Raw genomic sequence first — 16,907 nt, forward strand, 5'->3', positions numbered from 1 at the left:
CGTGGGAGCGAGCTTGCTCGCGAAGCGGGTCGGCCTGTCTGCCCAGTGCTCGGCGCTGCGCACCGTGCTGCGGCGGTTCGCGAGCAAGCTCGCGCCTGCACTCTGGGTGCTGTGCTGTGTTCCGGGCCTGGCCCAGGCCTTCGACCTGCAACAGCTGAGCGATCAGCTGGCGCGGCCGGAGGTGATCCACGGCCGCTTCGTCCAGGAGAAACACCTGCGCGCCCTGCCCCAGCCGCTGACCAGCAAGGGCCACTTCGTCCTGGCGAAAAACCACGGCCTGCTGTGGCTGCTGCAAACCCCGCTGCAACAGGACTACCGCATCACCGCCCAGGGCATTGCCCGGCGCGATGCCGGCGGCTGGCAGATGCTCCCCGGCAAGAGCGCCGGGGCCGAGCAGAACCGCCTGTTCCTGGCCGTGCTGCAAGGCGACAGCAGCGGCCTGCAACGGGACTTCGAGCTCAAGCTGCAAGGCAGCGCCGAAGACTGGCACCTGCAGTTGATCCCCCGCTCCCTGCTGCTGAAACAGATCTTCAACCAGATCAACATCGACGGCGGCGCACTGGTGCAACGCATCGAACTGCTGGAAGCCCAGGGCGACCGCACCCTGCTGATCATGGAGGACAGCAGCAGCGCCGAGCCGCTGAGCGCGACGGAGCAACATGATTTTGCCGAGTGAACGCTGGCTGCCCCGTGCTTTCCTGATCCTGCTGCTGGCGGTGCTGGCCCTGGGTGCCTGGCAATGGCGCCACGGCGCGCCGCTGTCGGCCAACCTCATGGAACTGGTGCCCGGCACCGCTCCCGATGCCCTGGAGCTGCAGGCCGAACAACGCATGCAAGAGCCGCTGAACCGGGAAATCCTGGTGCTGGTGGGTCACGCCGAGCGCCCGCAGGCGCTGAACATGGCCCGCCAGTTGGCCGAGCAGTGGCAGGCCAGCGGGCTGTTCGACAAGGTGCAGTGGAACCTTAAGGCCGACCTGCCGGCCTTGCGCAAGCAATTGCTCCAAGGACGGCTGGCGATGCTCGCGGCCAAGGACCGGGAGCAGTTGATCAACCAGCCCCAGGCGTTCATCGAGCAGCGGGTGCAAAGCCTGTTCGACCCCTTTGCCGGCTTCTCCCTGGTGCCGAGCCAGGATGACTGGCTGGGCCTGACCGGACGCATCCAGAACAGCCAGCCGCAACATGGCGCGGTGCAGCTGGATATCGGCAGCGGCGCCCTGGTGGCCGAAGCCGAGGGCCGGCACTGGGTGCTGCTGCGGGCCCATACCCGCGGCAACGCGTTCGACATGCAGTTGCCCCTGCAAGTGGCCGAGCTGCTGCGCCACAGCCGGGAACAGGCGAGCCAGGGCGGGGTCCAGCTGCTGGCCGCCAGTGGCCTGCTGTACGCCGCCAACGGTCAGCAGCAAGCCAGCCGCGAGATCACCTGGGTCGGCGGTGGCGCGACCCTGGGAATCCTGTTGCTGCTGCTCCTGGCCTTCCGCCGCTGGCGGGCCTTGCTGGCCTTCGTTCCGGTGCTGGTGGGCATGCTGTTCGGCGCGGTGGCCTGTGTCGCCCTGTTCGGCCACATGCACGTGATGACCCTGGTGCTGGGGTCGAGCCTGATCGGCGTGGCCGTCGACTACCCGCTGCACTACCTGTCCAAGAGCTGGAGCCTGAAACCCTGGCGCAGCTGGCCGGCCCTGCGCCTGACCCTACCGGGGCTGAGCCTGAGCCTGATCACCAGTTGCATCGGTTACCTGGCCCTGGCCTGGACCCCGTTCCCGGCCCTGACCCAGATCGCCGCGTTCTCCGCCGCCGGCCTGCTGGGGGCCTACCTGTCGGCGGTGTGCCTGCTGCCGGCGCTGCTCAAGGGCGTCGAACTGCATCCGGCGCGATGGCCGCTGCGGGTCGCCGAAGCGCTGCTCAGGGTACGTGAAGCGCTGCTCAAGCGTGTGCCGAGCCCGGCACTGCTGGCCCTGTTGGCGCTGTTCTGCGCGGGCGGCCTGTGGCAACTGGAAAGCAAGAACGATATCCGCCAGTGGGTCGGCGCACCGCCGCAACTGCTGCAAGAGGCCCAGGCCATTGCCCGGATCACCGGCTATCAACCCACCAGCCAGTTCTTTCTGGTGCGTGCGGCCAGCCAGGAGCAATTGCTGCAACGTCTGGGCGCCCTGGACGAACGCCTGCAGCAACTGGTGAACCTGGGCAAGCTCAAGGGCTACCTGTCCCTGGAGCAACTGCTCAGCCAGGCCCGGGACCAGCAGCGGCTGCGCCAGGCGCTGCAGCAACTGCCGCAGTTCTGGCAGCCACTGCTGGCCCTGGGCGTGCCCCTGGAGGCGTTGCAGGCCGAGTTACAGCAACTGCAGGAACTGCCGCCCAGCGATATCGACAGCGCCCTCAACGGCCCCCTGGCCGAGCCCTATCGCCCATTGTGGCTGGGGCCCAACGCCGACGGCGTGGCCGCCATGGTCAGCCTGCAAGGGTTGAACGACGCCGCCCTGCTGCGGGTTCAGGCCGACGATCTGCCCGGGGTGCAACTGGTGGACCGCCTCGGTGAATTGAACCGGGTGTTCGCCGCGACCCAGGTCAGCGCCGCCGAACTCAAGCTGGCCTCCTGCGTGCTGATCGTCCTGCTGCTGATCCTGCCCTTCGGCTTCGGGGGCGCCTTGCGCCTGGTGGCGCTGCCGCTGCTGGCCGCCTTGTGCAGCCTGGCCAGCCTCGGCTGGCTGGGCCAGCCCCTGACCCTGTTCAGCCTGTTCGGCCTGTTGCTGGTGACGGCCATCAGTGTCGACTACGCGATCCTCATGCGCGAGCAGATCGGCGGTGCAGCGGTGAGCCTGCTGGGCACCCTGCTGGCGGCCCTGACCACCTGGCTGTCGTTCGGCCTGCTGGCGGTGTCCAGCACCCCGGCGGTGAGCAACTTCGGGCTGGCGGTGAGCCTGGGGCTGGCCTTCAGCTTTATCCTCGCGCCCTGGGCCGGCCACACGCCGCACCCGACGCCCGAGGCGGAGCGCGGCCCATGCTGATCCTGCTGTTCTGGCTGCTGGTCCTGGGGCTGTTCGCCCTGGCCACCCATCTCGGGCGGCACCTGGGCCTGATCCCGATCGTCAGCCAACTGCTGCTGGCGACCTTCGGCCTGCCCCTGCTGATGCTGCTATGGATCGAGCCGCACTGGCAGCTTGACGGCGCGCAACTGGTGGCGCCGCAGTGGCTCAAGCACCTGTACGGCCTGAGCTTCGCCCTGTTGCTGGGGCATATCCTCAGCGACGTGATCGACCTGCGCCTGGATCGCCAGAGCCTGAAGATCGCCGTGCCGAGCTTCGGCATTCCCTTCGCCTGCGGCCTGGCCACGGCCTTCTGGCTGCTGCCGGCGCAACCCTGGATCAGCTCCCTGGCGGTGGGCCTGCTGTTCGCCATCACGGCGATCCCGGTGCTCTACCTGTACCTGCGGCACATCCAGTACCCGCCCGCCGCCACCCGGCGCCTGGTGCAGACGGCGATTCTCATCGACCTGACCTGCTGGAGCCTGTTCGCCCTGGCCCAGGGCAGCCTGCACCTGAGCAGCCTGCTGCTGCCGCTGGCCGGCGCCTGCCTGCCGTTGCTGCTGCGTGGCCTGGGCCTGCGCCAGCCGCTGCTGCACAGCCTGGGGTTCTTCGGCCTGCTGGTGGTGGCCGAGCACTACAAGCTCAATGCGCTGATCTTCGGCATCGGCTACCTGCTGTGCATGGCCGCCCTCAAGCTGCCGCTGGTGCTGCCGTTAAAGGCTGCCTGGATGAACCGCTTGCAGAGCAGCATCGCCATCCCGCTGATCCTCACGTTCGGCATCGTGCAGATCAATGTGCACAGCGCCATGGACAGCCTCGGCTGGGTGCAACTGGCAGCGCTGCTGGTGCTGCCGATTGCCAGCAAGCTGCTGGGCAACTGGCTGGGCCTGCGCTGGGCCGGCGCCTCCTTCACGGGCGCCAGCCGCTGGCGGGAAAGCCTGCTGCTGAACATTCGCGGCTTGAGCGAGATCGTCTTTCTCAACCTGCTGCTGCAACAACAGCTGATCAGCCCGGCGCTGTACTTCGCGCTGATGCTCATGGGCCTGATCGCCACCCTGCTGCCGGCCCTGGCCGGGATGCACCGAACGCCCCCGGCAGCGACCCACGCTGCCCCCTTGAATCTGAACATCGCCAAACCGGCAAGGAGCCCCAGTGCCAACAGTTGAAATGCAACGTCGCCAGGTCGTGGTGATCGGTGCCGGCCCCTCGGGGGCCATCGCGGCCGCGCTGCTCAAGCGCCAGGGCCACGACGTGCTGATCGTCGAGCGGCAACATTTCCCGCGTTTCTCCATCGGCGAAAGCCTGCTGTCCCACTGCCTGGATTTCGTCGAGGAAGCCGGGATGCTGGAGGCCGTGCAGGCCGCCGGGTTCCAGTTGAAAAACGGCGCGGCGTTCGCCTGGGGCGAGCACTACAGCACCTTCGATTTCGGCGACACCTTCAGCCACGGCAAGCCCACCACCTTCCAGGTGCAGCGCGCCGACTTCGACAAGCTGCTGGCCGATCAGGCGGCGCTGCAAGGGGTCGAGATCCGCTACGGCGAGGAGATCATCGCGGTGGACGTGGCGCGGCCGTTGCCGCAGCTCGACTGCCGTCGCGAGGACGGCAGCCAGTACCGCATCGAAGCCGACTTCATCCTCGACGCCAGCGGCTACGGCCGGGTGCTGCCGCGCCTGCTGGAGCTGGAGGCGCCGTCGAACTTCCCGGTACGCCGGGCGGTGTTCACCCATGTCGAAGACCGCATCGACTGCGAGCATTTCGACCGCAACAAGATCCTCATCACCACCCACCCGCAACACCGCGACATCTGGTTCTGGAGCATCCCCTTCAGCAACGGCCGCTGTTCGGTGGGCGTGGTGGCCGCCGATGAACACTTCGCCGGGCGCGATGGCGACCTGGACGCCTGCCTGCGCGGTTTCATCGAGCAAACCCCGAGCCTGGCCAGGGTCCTGGAAAACGCCGAATGGGACACCCCGGCGCGGACCATCGGCGGCTACTCGGCCAACGTCACCACCCTGCACGGCCCGGGCTTCGCCCTGCTGGGCAATGCCGCGGAGTTCCTCGATCCGGTGTTCTCCTCCGGAGTGACCATCGCCATGCGCTCGTCGAGCATGGCCGCCGCCGTGCTGCACCGGCAGTTGCAGGGCGAAAGCGTCGACTGGGCGAGCGAGTTCGCCGAGCCGCTCAAGCGCGGCGTCGACACCTTCCGCTGCTACGTCGAGGGCTGGTACGCCGGCACCTTCCAGGACGTGATCTACCACCCGGGCAGCTCGCCGGAAATCCGCCGCATGATCAGTTCGATCCTCGCCGGTTACGCCTGGGATGAACGCAACCCCTTCGTCAGCGAGCCCAAGCGCCGGCTCAAGGCCCTGTCGGAAGTCTGCGCGAGGGACGTGGCATGAGCGAGCAAAGCGGCCAGTACCTGAGCCCCAGCTACGTCGAGGAAACCCGCTTCGGTTTCTGGTTCCTGCGCAGCCACACCTGGCAGCACCATGTGCTGCGGGTGGCGATCAACGACCTGCGCTCGCTGTTCGACGGCGAGCCGCCCGCCCATCCGGTGCTGCTGGATGCCGGCTGCGGCCAGGGCAAGTCGTTCCAGCACCTGCGCCAGGTGTTCGCCCCGCAGCGCCTGATCGGCATCGACGCCGACCCTCACAGCCTCGAGCTCAGCGCCGAAGAAGCCCGGCGCCAGCAATTGCAGGTGGAGCTGATCGGCAGCGACTGCGCGACCCTGCAACTGGCCGACGCCAGTGTCGACCTGCTGTTCTGCCACCAGACCTTCCATCACCTGGTGGAACAGGAAAAGGCCCTGGCCGAGTTCTACCGGGTGCTCAAGCCCGGGGGCTACCTGCTGTTCGCCGAATCCACCGAGGCCTACATCGATACCTGGGTGATCCGCTGGCTGTTCCGCCATCCGATGCATGTGCAGAAAAGCGCCGCCGAATATTTGCAGATGATTCGTCGGCAGGGCTTTGAATTCGGCCCGCAGAACGTGTCTTATCCCTACCTGTGGTGGAGCCGCGCCAAGGACTTCGGCCTGCTGGAGCGCCTCGGCCTGCGCCAGCCGCCGCCGGTGGGCCAACGCGAGGAAACCCTGGTCAACGTGGTGGCGCGCAAGCCTCTGGATGCCAGCGTTGCCGGGGCAGGTGAGTCGGCATGATCCGCGCTCTGCTGCTCGGTTGTGTCCTGTTGCTGAGCGCTTGCGTCAGTCAGGCTCCGCTGCCCGAGCGCATGCCCACCCTGGCGTTGCCATTGCAGCTGCATGTCGAGCGCCAGGCCGACGGACAACGCCAGGACTGGCTGCTGGTGATCCAGGCCGAGGGCCCGGACCTGCGCTGGTCGCTGATGGACCCCCTGGGCATCCCCCAGGCCCGCCAGCGCCTGGTGGCCGGCCACTGGCAGGCCGACGGTCTGCTGCCGCCCAACCCGGAAGCTCGGGAGCTGTTCGCCGCCTTGCTGTTCGCCCTCACCCCCAAGGCCGAACTGCGGGCCAACTACCCCGGCGCCCTTGAGCAAGGCACTCGACGCACCCTCGGCCCACGCTGGCGGATTGACTATCAACAACCTCTGGATTTCGAGTTGAACCTGCCCCAAGGCCCGCATTACCACATCAGCCCACTGAGCACCGGGGGCATGCCATGACGGCCTACCTCAATGCCCTCGGAGTGATCTGCGCCCTGGGGCGCAATCGCCGGGAAGTCGCCCGCAGCCTGTGGGCCGGGGACTGCTCGGGCCTGCGCGCCGAAAGCCACTGGGTGCCCGACCGCAGCCTGCCGGTGGCGGCGGTGCGCGGCGCGCTGGCCAGCATGCCCGCCGGGCTGCAGGCGCAGAGCAGCCGCAACAACCAGCTGTTGCTGGAGGCCACGCTGCAGATCGAGGACGACATCCGCCAGGCGATCCGGCGCTACGGCCGCGGCCGCATCGGCATCGTCCTGGGCACCAGCACCTCGGGCATCGACGAGGCCAGCCGCGGCATTGCCCGCTATCTGCAGGACCGGCAATTCCCGGCGGACTACGACTACCGCCAGCAGGAACTCAGCGCGCCGGCCAACTTTCTTGCCGACTGGCTGCAACTGTGCGGCCCGGCCTATGTGATTTCCACCGCCTGTACCTCCAGCGCCCGAGCCCTGATCAGCGCCCGGCGCCTGCTGGACCTGGGCCTGTGCGACGCCGTGCTGTGCGGCGGGGTCGACAGCCTGTGCAAGCTCACCCTGAACGGCTTCAGCGCCCTGGAAGCGGTGTCCGGGCAGCGCTGCAATCCGTTCTCGCGCAACCGTGACGGGATCAACATTGGCGAGGCGGCAGTGCTGTTCCTGATGAGCAGGGAGGCCGCAGGCGACGCCCCTGTGGCCCTGCTCGGCGGTGGCGCCAGCTCCGATGCCTACCATATTTCCGCCCCGGCCCCCGATGGCCGCGGTGCCTTGCAGGCCATGAGCCTGGCGCTGCGCAGCGCCGGCCTGCAGCCGCAGCAGATCGACTACCTGAACCTGCACGGCACCGCCACCCAGCACAACGACGCCATGGAAAGCCTGGCGGTGGCCCAGCTGTTCCCCGAGGGCCTGCCCTGCTCCTCGACCAAGCCGATGAGCGGCCACACCCTGGGCGCCGCCGGAGCCCTGGAAGCGGCGTTCTGCTGGCTGGCCCTGAGTGCCGACAACCCCGACCAGGCGCTGCCGCCCCATGTCTGGGACGGCGCGGCCGACCCGGCCCTGCCGCCCCTGCACTGGGTGACCCCGGCCGACCGCCTGGCGGCGCATTCACCACGCCACCTGATGAGCAACTCCTTCGCCTTCGGTGGCAACAACGTCAGCCTGATAATCGGAGACGCCCCATGATCGACTGGCCGCTCGCCGAACTGCTGCCCCACGCCGGGGACATGATCCTCATCGATCAGGTCCTGGACTTTGATGAAGAACAGATCCGCACCCGCCTCCAGGTTCGCCCCGGCGGCCTGTTCAATCGCCCCGACGGCAGCCTGCCGGCCTGGGTCGGGATCGAGCTGATGGCCCAGAGCGTGGCCGCCTACGCCGGCTGTCGCGCGCGCCAGCAAGGCCTGCCGGTGGAGCTGGGCTTTTTGCTGGGCACTCGCAAGTTCGAATGCAATGTCGAGCACTTCCCGGTCGACAGCCTGCTGGAGATCCACGCCCTGCGCTCCCTCGAAGACGACAACGGCATGGGCGTGTTCGAATGCCACCTCAGCGGCCCCGGCATTGCCGCCACGGCGCGCCTGAACGTGTACCGTCCGCCCCAGGCCGCCGACTATCTGCATGAAACACCTGCCTCTTCTACAGGAACTCCCTCATGACTGACTCCGTACTGGTCACCGGCTCCAGCCGTGGCATCGGCCGTGCCATCGCCCTGCGTCTGGCCCGGGCCGGTTATGACCTGGTGCTGCACTGCCGCAGCGGCCGCAGCGAAGCCGAAGCCGTCAAGGGCGAGATCGAAGCCCTGGGCCGCGGCGCCCGCATCCTGCAATTCGATGTATCGGACCGGGAGGCCTGCCGGACCGCCCTGGAGGCCGACGTCGAAGCCCATGGCGCCTATTACGGCGTGGTGCTCAATGCCGGGCTGACCCGCGACGGCGCCTTCCCGGCCCTCAGCGAAGACGACTGGGATCAGGTGCTGCGCACCAACCTCGACGGTTTCTACAACGTCCTGCACCCGGTGATGATGCCGATGATCCGCCGCCGCGCAGCCGGACGCATTGTCTGCATCACCTCGGTGTCGGGGCTGATCGGCAACCGCGGCCAGGTCAACTACAGCGCCTCCAAGGCCGGCCTGATCGGCGCCGCCAAGGCCCTGGCCATCGAGCTGGGCAAGCGCAAGATCACCGTCAACTGCGTAGCCCCGGGGCTGATCGACACCGCCATGCTCGATGAGAACGTGCCGGTGGACGAGCTGATGAAGATGATTCCCGCCCAGCGCATGGGCACCCCGGAAGAGGTGGCCGGGGCGGTGAACTTCCTGATGTCCGCCGAGGCCGCCTACATCACCCGCCAGGTGCTGGCGGTGAACGGGGGCCTGTGCTGATGAAACGCGTGGTCGTCACCGGCATGGCCGGCATCACCTCCCTGGGCAGCGACTGGGTCAGCATCGCCGAGCGCTTTGCCGCCAACCGCAGCGGCATCCGGCGCATGGACGAATGGGACCGCTTCAGCGAACTCAACACCCGCCTGGCCGGCCCCATCGATGACTTCCAGGTGCCGGGGCACTGGACCCGCAAGCAACTGCGCAGCATGGGCCGGGTTTCGCGGCTGGCGGTCGGTGCCGCCGAGCAGGCCCTGGCCGATGCCGGGCTGCTGGGCGACCCGTCGATCAAGGACGGGCGCATGGGGGTGGCCTGCGGCTCTTCCACCGGCAGCACCGACGAGATCAAGGCCTTCGGCAACATGCTGCTGAACTCGGTGGCCGAAGGGCTCAACGCCAACTCCTACGTGCGCATGATGCCCCACACCACCGCGGCCAATATCAGCATTTTCTTCGGCCTGACCGGGCGCCTGATTCCCACCTCCAGCGCCTGCACCAGCGGCAGCCAGGGCATTGGCTATGCCTACGAAGCGATCAAGTTCGGCCGTCTGCCGCTGATGCTCGCCGGCGGCGCCGAAGAGCTGTGCCCCACCGAAGCCATGGTGTTCGACGCGCTCTACGCCACCAGCCTGAAAAACGATGCGCCACACACCAGCCCCCGGCCCTACGACACCGACCGCGACGGCCTGGTGATCGGTGAAGGCGGCGGCATGCTGGTGCTCGAAGAGCTGGAACACGCCCTGGCCCGGGGCGCGCGGATTCACGCGGAAATCGTCGGCTTCGGCAGCAACGCCGACGGCCAGCACACCACCCGTCCCGAGCAGAGCACCATGCGCCGGGCCATGGAGCTGGCGCTGGAAGACGCGGCCCTGGCCCCCTCGGCCATCGGCTACGTCAACGGCCATGGCACCGCCACCGAGCAGGGCGATATCGCCGAGACCCTGGCCACCAACAGCCTGTTCGGCAGCCGCATGCCCATCAGTTCGCAGAAGAGTTTTCTCGGCCACACCCTGGGCGCCTGCGGCGCGCTGGAATCCTGGTTCAGCATCGAGATGCTCAACCGCGACCTGTATGTGCACACCTGCAACCTGGACCAGGTCGACCCACGCTGCGGCGAACTGGACTACCTGCAGGGCGGCTTCCGGGCCATGAGCCACGAATTCGTGATGAACAACAACTTTGCCTTTGGCGGGGTCAACACCTCGTTGATCTTCCGCCGCTGGCCTTAACGCCCAACCCCACTGGAGAAATGGAATGTCCTCCCTGTTTCGCGCGACGCTGATCCTCCTGGCCCTGCTGAGCACGGCCGCCTGCACCAGCAAACCGATGTACACCCCGAACCGGGTGATCCCGACCACCATCCAGGCCAGCCAGGAGCAGGTCAAACAGGCGATCCTGAAGAACCTGGTGGCCCGCAAGTGGACCGTGCAGCGCATCAGCCCGGAGCTGATCCAGGCCGAGATCACCGTGCGCGGGCAGTTCCACGCCGAGATCGATATTCCGTACAGCGCCAGCGCCTACAAGATCGTCTACCGCGACAGCCGCGACCTGGACTACAAGGACGGCAAGATCCACAAGAACTACATCCGCTGGGTGCGCCTGCTGGACAAGGGCATCCTGCGCGAGCTGCGGGACAACCAGAACGAGCGGACCGCGCAACAACTGTCAGACGCTGCGACCAAGAGCTTCCCGGCCGGCCAATGATCATCCCCCTGTGACCCCGGTCACCGGGCTGCTTTGCCCCCTTTTCAAGTCAAGGAGACTGCGATGCGTTTGAAGACCCTGGCGGCAACCGCCACCCTGCTGCTGTGCACCCTGCCCGGCGTCAGCCAGGCCCGCGACACCACCCTGTTCCTGCCGTTCGACAAGGTGGTCGCCGAGGCCATCAGCACCGGCAAGATCGACGGCAGCGTGAAGTTCTACCTGGCGGGCAACAAGCCGGCCGGCAAGGTCAGCGTGCTCAGCCCGGGCGCGGTGACCAACAAGAAGACCAACGCCTTCGGCAAGGCCGATCAGGTGGCCTGCGAGTGGGCCCTGCAATCGGCGCTGATCACCCTGCATGAAGCGGCGAAGAAAGTCGGGGCCAACGCCGTGACCGACATCGCCAGCTTCTACAAGAGCCGTGAGCGCAAGGACGCCAGCACCTATGAGTGCCATGCCGGCGCCATCATGGCGGGCGTGGCGCTGCGCGGGGATCTGTCCAAGGTTCAGTGAACCGTTGCGGACCGCGAAGGGCGCCTTGGGGCGCCCTTTTTTGTGGGCGTGCCTCTAGCCGGCAGCCTTCACCTCCGCCTGGGGCCCGAGTGTGCAGGACAACGCGCGGATAACCCCTGCGTGACCAGCGCCGGCACGTCCAGACTCAGGGCGCGGCCCCGGTCTTGCGCGTCAGGAGTTCGACAAAGGCCCTGGCCATGGGTGAGCACTGATCCTTGCGCTGCACCAGCCACACCGCGGTCATGGCTTCGGGGTCCAGCAGCCGGCGGTAGACCACGCCGTCGATGCGCATGCGCTGGTAGGACGCCGGCAGCACCGAAACACCGAGGCCCGCCGCCACCAGGCCGATGATGGTCATGGCCTCCGCCGCCTCCTGGGCAAAATGCGGGGTGAAGCCGGCGTCCCGGGACAGGCTGAGCAATTGGGCATACAGGCCGCTGCCGTAGCTGCGGGGGAAGAACACAAAGGGCTCCTGGGCCAGCGCCGCCAGGTGCAGCCCCTCTTCAGTGCCGCCTGCCAGCGGGTGCTTGGAACTGAGCACCGCCACCAGCGGCTCGCGCAGCAGCTCCACTACCGACAGCGAGTCCGGCAATGGCAGGGGCCGCATGATGCCGACCTGGATCGACTGGTCCACCAGCGCCTCGGCCACCTGGGTGCTGCTCATTTCCTTGAGCTTGAGGTGCACCGCCGCAAAGCGCTGGCGAAAGGCGAAGATCGCCTGGGGAATGGTCGAGTTGAACGGCGCCGACGAGGTGAAGCCGATCTTCAGTTCCCCCAGCTCACCCAATTGCGCGCGCCGGGCCACGTCCGCCGCCTTGTCCACCTGGGCCAGCACCAGGCGCGCCTCTTCGAGGAACAGGCGTCCGGCTTCGCTGAGCTCGACCCGACGATTGGTGCGCTCGAACAGGCGGGCGCCCACCTCCTGCTCCAGGGCCTGGATCTGCTGGCTCAGCGGTGGCTGGGAAATGCCCAGGACCTGGGCCGCGCGGCCGAAATGCAGCTCTTCGGCGACGGCGATGAAGTAGCGCAAGTGACGCAATTCCATGGGGCGGCTCCATTGAGTCGTTAAAGCTATCAAACAGGTCGAACAATATATTGGAAAGGAACATTAGCCAGCTATATGCTTTTTTCCATTGCCTGACCGGCTGCGCTCCCCCCGAGGTTCCCGTGAAAATCGCTGTCGCCCCCCTTGCCCACGAAATCCCCTCCACGCCCGCGGACGAGGTGCTCGCCCAGCTCAACGAGGTGTACATCGAAAAAGGCACGCCGCTGTTCATGCGCACGGTGCTGGCGTTGTTCTCCGGGGGCTTTGCCACCTTCGCCCTGCTGTATTGCGTGCAACCGATGATGCCGCTACTGTCCACGGAGTTTTCCATCAATGCGGCCCAGAGCAGCCTGATCCTCTCGGTCGCCACCGGCATGCTGGCCATCGGTCTGTTGATCACCGGGCCGATTTCCGACCGCATCGGCCGCAAGCCGGTGATGCTCGCCGCCCTGCTGGCCGCCGCCCTGTGCACCATCGCCAGTGCGCTGATGCCCAGCTGGCACGGGGTGCTGCTGATGCGGGCGCTGGTGGGGCTGTCCCTGAGCGGGCTGGCGGCAGTGGCCATGACCTACCTGAGCGAAGAGATCCACCCTCAGCACATCGGCCTGGCCATGGGCCTGTACATCGGCGGCAACGCCATTGGCGGCATGAGCGGACGACTGATCACCGGGGTGCTGATCGATTTTGTCAGCTGGCACACGGCGATGCTGGTGATTGGCGGCCTGGCCCTGCTGGCGGCGGCCGTGTTCTGGCGCATCCTGCCGGAGTCGCGCAACTTCCGCCCGCGCTCGCTGCACCCGCGCAGCCTGCTGGACGGCTTTACCATGCACTTTCGCGACGCCGGCCTGCCCTGGCTGTTTCTCGAAGCCTTCCTGCTGATGGGGGCCTTCGTCACCCTGTTCAACTACATCGGCTATCGCCTGCTGGCCGAGCCCTATCACCTGAGCCAGGCCCTGGTCGGCCTGCTGTCGGTGGTCTACCTGTCGGGCATCTACAGCTCGGCGAAGATCGGTGCCCTGGCCGACCAGTTGGGCCGGCGCCGGGTGCTGTGGGGCACCATCGTGCTGATGCTCGCGGGCATTGCCCTGACCCTGCTCGCCCCACTGGCCCTGGTGCTGGTCGGAATGTTGCTGTTCACCTTCGGCTTCTTCGGCGCCCACTCGGTGGCCAGCAGTTGGATCGGCCGCCGCGCCACCAAGGCCAAGGGCCAGGCCTCTTCGTTGTACCTGTTCAGCTACTACGCCGGGTCGAGCATTGCCGGCACCGCGGGCGGGGTGTTCTGGCACCTGGCGGGGTGGAACGGCATTGGCCTGTTCATCGGCGCCCTGTTGCTCGGGGCACTGCTGATTGCCATGAAACTGGCGAAACTCCCGCCGTTGTGACGCCTGGCCTGTGTGCAGGCGTTCGTCAGGCAGGTGCAGGTCTCTAGGGCCCTTTCGCCAGCAAGCCGGCTCCTACACGGATCGGGTCTGTGCAGACGGGCCCTTGTGGGAGCTGGCTTGCCAGCGAAGGCGGCCACCAGGCAGGCGCAAGTCTCAAGGACCTATTCGCCGGCAAGCCGGCTCCTACACGGATCGGGTCTGTGCCGGCGGGCCCTTGTAGGAGCTGGCTTGCCAGCGAAGGCGACCGCCAGGCAGGTGCAGGGCTCGAGGGCCTATTCGCCGGCAAGCCGGCTACTACACGGATTGGGTCTGTGCCGGCAGGCCCTTGTGGGAGCTGGCTTGCCAGCGAAGGCGGCCACCAGACAGGTGCAGGTCTCGAGGGCCTATTCGCCAGCAAGCTGGCTCCTACAAAAAAGTGTTCGCCAATGAAAACGCCCGGCAGGTGCCGGGCGTTTGTATGGGGTGACGCTTATGCGTGGTACTGCGCCGACAACTCGTGCACCGCTTCCAGGAAGGCCCCGGCGTGCTCCGGTTTCACTTCCGGGGTGATGCCATGGCCCAGGTTGAACACATGGCCGCTGCCCTGGCCATAGCTGGCGAGGATACGCGCGACTTCGCCACGGATCGCCTGCGGGTTGGCGTAGAGCACGGTGGGGTCCATGTTGCCTTGCAGGGCGACCTTGCTGCCGACGCGGCGGCGGGCTTCGCCGAGGTCGCAGGTCCAGTCCAGGCCCAGGGCATCGGCGCCGGCATCGGCAATGCTTTCCAGCCACAGGCCGCCGCCCTTGGTGAACAGGATCACCGGCACCTTGCGCCCGTCGTGCTCGCGGATCAGGCCGCTGACGATCTTGCGCATGTAGGCCAGGGAGAACTCCTGATAGGCCGCCGCCGAGAGGCTGCCGCCCCAGCTGTCGAAAATCTGCACCGCCTGGGCACCGGCCAGGATCTGCCCGTTGAGGTAGGAGGTGACCGACTGCGCCAGCTTGTCCAGCAGCAGGTGCATGGCTTGCGGGTTGTCGTAGAGCATGGCCTTGGACTTGCGGAAGTCTTTCGACGAACCGCCTTCGACCATGTAGGTGGCCAGGGTCCAGGGGCTGCCGGCAAAACCGATCAACGGCACGCGGCCATTGAGTTCGCGACGAATGGTGCTGACCGCATCCATCACGTAACCCAGGTCCTTTTGCGGATCGGGAATCGGCAGGGCTTCGATGTCGGCCAGGGTGCTGACCACTTTCTTGAAGCGCGGGCCTTCGCCGGTCTCGAAGTACAGGCCTTGGCCCATGGCGTCGGGAATGGTCAGGATGTCGGAGAAGAGGATCGCCGCATCCAGCTGGGGATAGCGGTCCAGAGGCTGCAGGGTGACTTCGCAGGCGAACGCCGGGTTCATGCACAGGCTCATGAAGTCACCGGCATTGGCACGGCTGGCGCGGTATTCAGGCAAGTAGCGCCCGGCCTGACGCATCATCCACACCGGGGTGACGTCTACGGGTTGCTTGAGCAGGGCACGAAGGAAACGGTCGTTCTTCAGGGCAGTCATGTCGGCATCCGGAAAAAAAGTGAGGGCATTTTCTCAGAGCCGGGCATAAAAGGCACGGCAAGAGCCGTTTCTTTATGTCTATGAGGTCAATTTGTCGCGCCACAACCTACGTACCTGTAGGAGCGAGCTTGCTCGCGATGGGGGCGCATCAGGCAACATCGGTGGTTGGCTGATACACCGCTATCGCGAGCAAGCTCGCTCCTACAAGGGATGGCGGTCAGACGCCCAGGTAGTCGAGGATGCCTTCGGCGGCGTTGCGCCCTTCGAAGATCGCCGTCACCACGAGATCAGAACCACGCACCATGTCGCCACCGGCGAAGATCTTCGGGTTGCTGGTCTGGTGCTTGTACTGACCTTGTTCAGGTGCAACGACCCGGCCCTGGCTGTCGGTCTGGATCTGGAACTGCTCGAACCACGGCGCCGGGCTCGGGCGGAAACCGAAGGCGATGACCACGGCGTCGGCCGGGATGATCTCCTCGGAACCGGGGATCGGCTCGGGGCTGCGGCGGCCACGGGCGTCCGGTTCGCCGAGACGGGTCTCGACCACCTTCACGCCTTCGACCTTGTCTTCACCGACAATCGCGATCGGCTGGCGGTTGTAGAGGAATTTCACGCCTTCTTCCTTGGCGTTCTTCACCTCTTTGCGCGAGCCGGGCATGTTGGCTTCGTCACGGCGGTAGGCGCAGGTCACCGACTTGGCGCCCTGGCGAATCGAAGTGCGGTTGCAGTCCATCGCGGTGTCGCCACCGCCCAGCACCACCACCTTCTTGCCCTTCATGTCGACGAAGTCTTCCGGCGACTTTTCAAAGCCCAGGTTGCGGTTGACGTTGGCGATCAGGAAGTCCAGGGCGTCATACACCCCCGGCAAGTCCTCGCCGGCAAAGCCGCCCTTCATGTAGGTGTAGGTGCCCATGCCCATGAACACCGCGTCGTATTCGGCGAGCAGTTGCTCCATGGTCACGTCCTTGCCCACCTCGGTGTTGAGGCGGAACTCGATGCCCATGCCGCTGAAGACTTCGCGACGATTGCTCAGCACGGTCTTTTCCAGCTTGAACTCGGGGATGCCGAAGGTCAGCAGACCGCCGATTTCCGGGTTCTTGTCGAACACCACCGGGGTCACCCCGCCGCGCACCAGCACGTCGGCGCAGCCCAGGCCCGCCGGGCCCGCGCCGATGATCGCCACGCGCTTGCCGGTGGGCTTGACCTTGGACATGTCCGGGCGCCAGCCCATGGCGAAGGCGGTGTCGGTGATGTACTTCTCCACCGAACCGATGGTCACCGCGCCGAAGCCGTCGTTGAGGGTGCAAGCACCCTCGCACAACCGGTCCTGCGGGCAGACCCGGCCGCAGACTTCCGGCAGGGTGTTGGTCTGGTGCGACAGCTCGGCGGCGGCGAGGATGTTGCCCTCGGCCACCAGCTTGAGCCAGTTGGGAATGAAGTTGTGCACCGGGCACTTCCATTCGCAGTACGGGTTGCCGCAACCCAGGCAGCGGTGGGCCTGGTCGGCCGACTGCTGGGGTTTGAAGGGCTCGTAGATTTCCACGAACTCTTTCTTGCGCTGACGCAACAGTTTCTTCTTCGGATCCTTGCGCCCGACATCGATGAACTGGAAGTCGTTATTCAGACGTTCAGCCATTTTCAAAAACCTCTATACAGCAGCTGCAAGCTCTAAGCTGCAAGCCGC

At 66.6% G+C, this 16,907-nt stretch carries 16 protein-coding genes; 13 read left to right on the forward strand and 3 right to left on the reverse strand.

What is annotated here, in order from left to right; all coding sequences use genetic code 11:
- The first annotated feature begins 13 nt into the window (after positions 1-13).
- From L1O02_RS28630 to L1O02_RS28685, 12 genes are all read left to right on the forward strand, one after another.
- Positions 14-676 (forward strand): outer membrane lipoprotein carrier protein LolA, encoded by a 663-nt coding sequence (locus L1O02_RS28630; protein ID WP_235759152.1) that lies wholly within the window; start codon positions 14-16, stop codon positions 674-676.
- Positions 660-3,002 carry a hypothetical protein gene (locus L1O02_RS28635; RefSeq protein ID WP_235759154.1) on the forward strand — a complete coding sequence of 781 codons (2,343 nt, stop codon included), beginning with the start codon at positions 660-662 and terminating at the stop codon, positions 3,000-3,002. Before L1O02_RS28630 ends, L1O02_RS28635 begins: the two co-directional genes overlap by 17 nt.
- A complete protein-coding gene (locus L1O02_RS28640) occupies positions 2,996-4,186 on the forward strand; it encodes a hypothetical protein (protein WP_060837179.1) in 1,191 nt (396 codons plus the stop codon). The genes L1O02_RS28635 and L1O02_RS28640 overlap by 7 nt, the downstream gene beginning before the upstream one ends.
- Positions 4,173-5,420, forward strand: a complete 1,248-nt coding sequence (locus L1O02_RS28645) for an NAD(P)/FAD-dependent oxidoreductase (protein ID WP_108545916.1) — start codon at positions 4,173-4,175, stop codon at positions 5,418-5,420. The genes L1O02_RS28640 and L1O02_RS28645 overlap by 14 nt, the downstream gene beginning before the upstream one ends.
- On the forward strand, positions 5,417-6,178 hold the full coding sequence (locus L1O02_RS28650) for a class I SAM-dependent methyltransferase (RefSeq protein WP_108545915.1): 762 nt from the start codon (positions 5,417-5,419) through the stop codon (positions 6,176-6,178). The genes L1O02_RS28645 and L1O02_RS28650 overlap by 4 nt, the downstream gene beginning before the upstream one ends.
- The gene (locus L1O02_RS28655) at positions 6,175-6,660 is read left to right on the forward strand and encodes a DUF3261 domain-containing protein (RefSeq protein WP_060842268.1); all 486 of its coding nucleotides are present in this window, start codon (positions 6,175-6,177) and stop codon (positions 6,658-6,660) included. Before L1O02_RS28650 ends, L1O02_RS28655 begins: the two co-directional genes overlap by 4 nt.
- Entirely contained in the window at positions 6,657-7,853 is a 1,197-nt protein-coding gene (locus L1O02_RS28660; protein WP_060842267.1) for a beta-ketoacyl-[acyl-carrier-protein] synthase family protein, read from the forward strand. The genes L1O02_RS28655 and L1O02_RS28660 overlap by 4 nt, the downstream gene beginning before the upstream one ends.
- Positions 7,850-8,323 (forward strand): hotdog family protein, encoded by a 474-nt coding sequence (locus L1O02_RS28665; protein ID WP_060837174.1) that lies wholly within the window; start codon positions 7,850-7,852, stop codon positions 8,321-8,323. The genes L1O02_RS28660 and L1O02_RS28665 overlap by 4 nt, the downstream gene beginning before the upstream one ends.
- Positions 8,320-9,048 carry a 3-oxoacyl-ACP reductase FabG gene (gene fabG / locus L1O02_RS28670; RefSeq protein WP_060837173.1) on the forward strand — a complete coding sequence of 243 codons (729 nt, stop codon included), beginning with the start codon at positions 8,320-8,322 and terminating at the stop codon, positions 9,046-9,048. The genes L1O02_RS28665 and fabG overlap by 4 nt, the downstream gene beginning before the upstream one ends.
- Positions 9,048-10,274: a beta-ketoacyl-ACP synthase gene (locus tag L1O02_RS28675; RefSeq protein ID WP_060842265.1), complete on the forward strand. Its 1,227-nt coding sequence runs from the start codon at positions 9,048-9,050 to the stop codon at positions 10,272-10,274. The genes fabG and L1O02_RS28675 overlap by 1 nt, the downstream gene beginning before the upstream one ends.
- A gap of 25 nt (positions 10,275-10,299) precedes the next feature.
- Positions 10,300-10,749, forward strand: a complete 450-nt coding sequence (locus L1O02_RS28680) for a hypothetical protein (RefSeq protein ID WP_060842264.1) — start codon at positions 10,300-10,302, stop codon at positions 10,747-10,749.
- 63 nt (positions 10,750-10,812) lie between these two features.
- Complete coding sequence (locus tag L1O02_RS28685; protein ID WP_060837170.1) at positions 10,813-11,259, forward strand: hypothetical protein; 447 nt, start codon at positions 10,813-10,815, stop codon at positions 11,257-11,259.
- Positions 11,260-11,404: 145 nt separating this feature from the next.
- Here the strand turns inward: L1O02_RS28685 and L1O02_RS28690 are convergent, their stop codons facing one another.
- Complete coding sequence (locus L1O02_RS28690; RefSeq protein WP_108545914.1) at positions 11,405-12,304, reverse strand: LysR family transcriptional regulator; 900 nt, start codon at positions 12,302-12,304, stop codon at positions 11,405-11,407.
- Between the two features lie 122 nt (positions 12,305-12,426).
- Between L1O02_RS28690 and L1O02_RS28695 the strand changes: the two genes are divergently transcribed.
- Entirely contained in the window at positions 12,427-13,686 is a 1,260-nt protein-coding gene (locus L1O02_RS28695; RefSeq protein WP_129406291.1) for an MFS transporter, read from the forward strand.
- Between the two features lie 469 nt (positions 13,687-14,155).
- Here L1O02_RS28695 and hemE read toward each other — a convergent pair whose 3' ends face one another.
- Together hemE and L1O02_RS28705 are read right to left on the reverse strand one after the other, a co-directional pair.
- On the reverse strand, positions 14,156-15,223 hold the full coding sequence (gene hemE, locus L1O02_RS28700) for a uroporphyrinogen decarboxylase (protein ID WP_060837167.1): 1,068 nt from the start codon (positions 15,221-15,223) through the stop codon (positions 14,156-14,158).
- A gap of 217 nt (positions 15,224-15,440) precedes the next feature.
- Complete coding sequence (locus L1O02_RS28705; RefSeq protein ID WP_016966156.1) at positions 15,441-16,859, reverse strand: FAD-dependent oxidoreductase; 1,419 nt, start codon at positions 16,857-16,859, stop codon at positions 15,441-15,443.
- Positions 16,860-16,907 lie beyond the last annotated feature (48 nt).

The organism is Pseudomonas sp. BC42, from assembly GCF_021560055.1.
GTDB lineage: Bacteria > Pseudomonadota > Gammaproteobacteria > Pseudomonadales > Pseudomonadaceae > Aquipseudomonas.

Excerpts from the sequence above, each read along its gene's own strand:
- L1O02_RS28635 (WP_235759154.1), top strand. The coding sequence starts at position 660 with ATGATTTTGCCGAGTGAACGCTGGCTGCCCCGTGCTTTCCTGATCCTG.
- L1O02_RS28640 (WP_060837179.1), top strand. The coding sequence starts at position 2,996 with ATGCTGATCCTGCTGTTCTGGCTGCTGGTCCTGGGGCTGTTCGCCCTG.
- L1O02_RS28650 (WP_108545915.1), top strand. The coding sequence starts at position 5,417 with ATGAGCGAGCAAAGCGGCCAGTACCTGAGCCCCAGCTACGTCGAGGAA.
- L1O02_RS28655 (WP_060842268.1), top strand. The coding sequence starts at position 6,175 with ATGATCCGCGCTCTGCTGCTCGGTTGTGTCCTGTTGCTGAGCGCTTGC.
- L1O02_RS28660 (WP_060842267.1), top strand. The coding sequence starts at position 6,657 with ATGACGGCCTACCTCAATGCCCTCGGAGTGATCTGCGCCCTGGGGCGC.
- L1O02_RS28665 (WP_060837174.1), top strand. The coding sequence starts at position 7,850 with ATGATCGACTGGCCGCTCGCCGAACTGCTGCCCCACGCCGGGGACATG.
- fabG (WP_060837173.1), top strand. The coding sequence starts at position 8,320 with ATGACTGACTCCGTACTGGTCACCGGCTCCAGCCGTGGCATCGGCCGT.
- L1O02_RS28675 (WP_060842265.1), top strand. The coding sequence starts at position 9,048 with ATGAAACGCGTGGTCGTCACCGGCATGGCCGGCATCACCTCCCTGGGC.
- L1O02_RS28680 (WP_060842264.1), top strand. The coding sequence starts at position 10,300 with ATGTCCTCCCTGTTTCGCGCGACGCTGATCCTCCTGGCCCTGCTGAGC.
- L1O02_RS28685 (WP_060837170.1), top strand. The coding sequence starts at position 10,813 with ATGCGTTTGAAGACCCTGGCGGCAACCGCCACCCTGCTGCTGTGCACC.
- L1O02_RS28690 (WP_108545914.1), bottom strand. The coding sequence starts at position 12,304 with ATGGAATTGCGTCACTTGCGCTACTTCATCGCCGTCGCCGAAGAGCTG.
- hemE (WP_060837167.1), bottom strand. The coding sequence starts at position 15,223 with ATGACTGCCCTGAAGAACGACCGTTTCCTTCGTGCCCTGCTCAAGCAA.
- L1O02_RS28705 (WP_016966156.1), bottom strand. The coding sequence starts at position 16,859 with ATGGCTGAACGTCTGAATAACGACTTCCAGTTCATCGATGTCGGGCGC.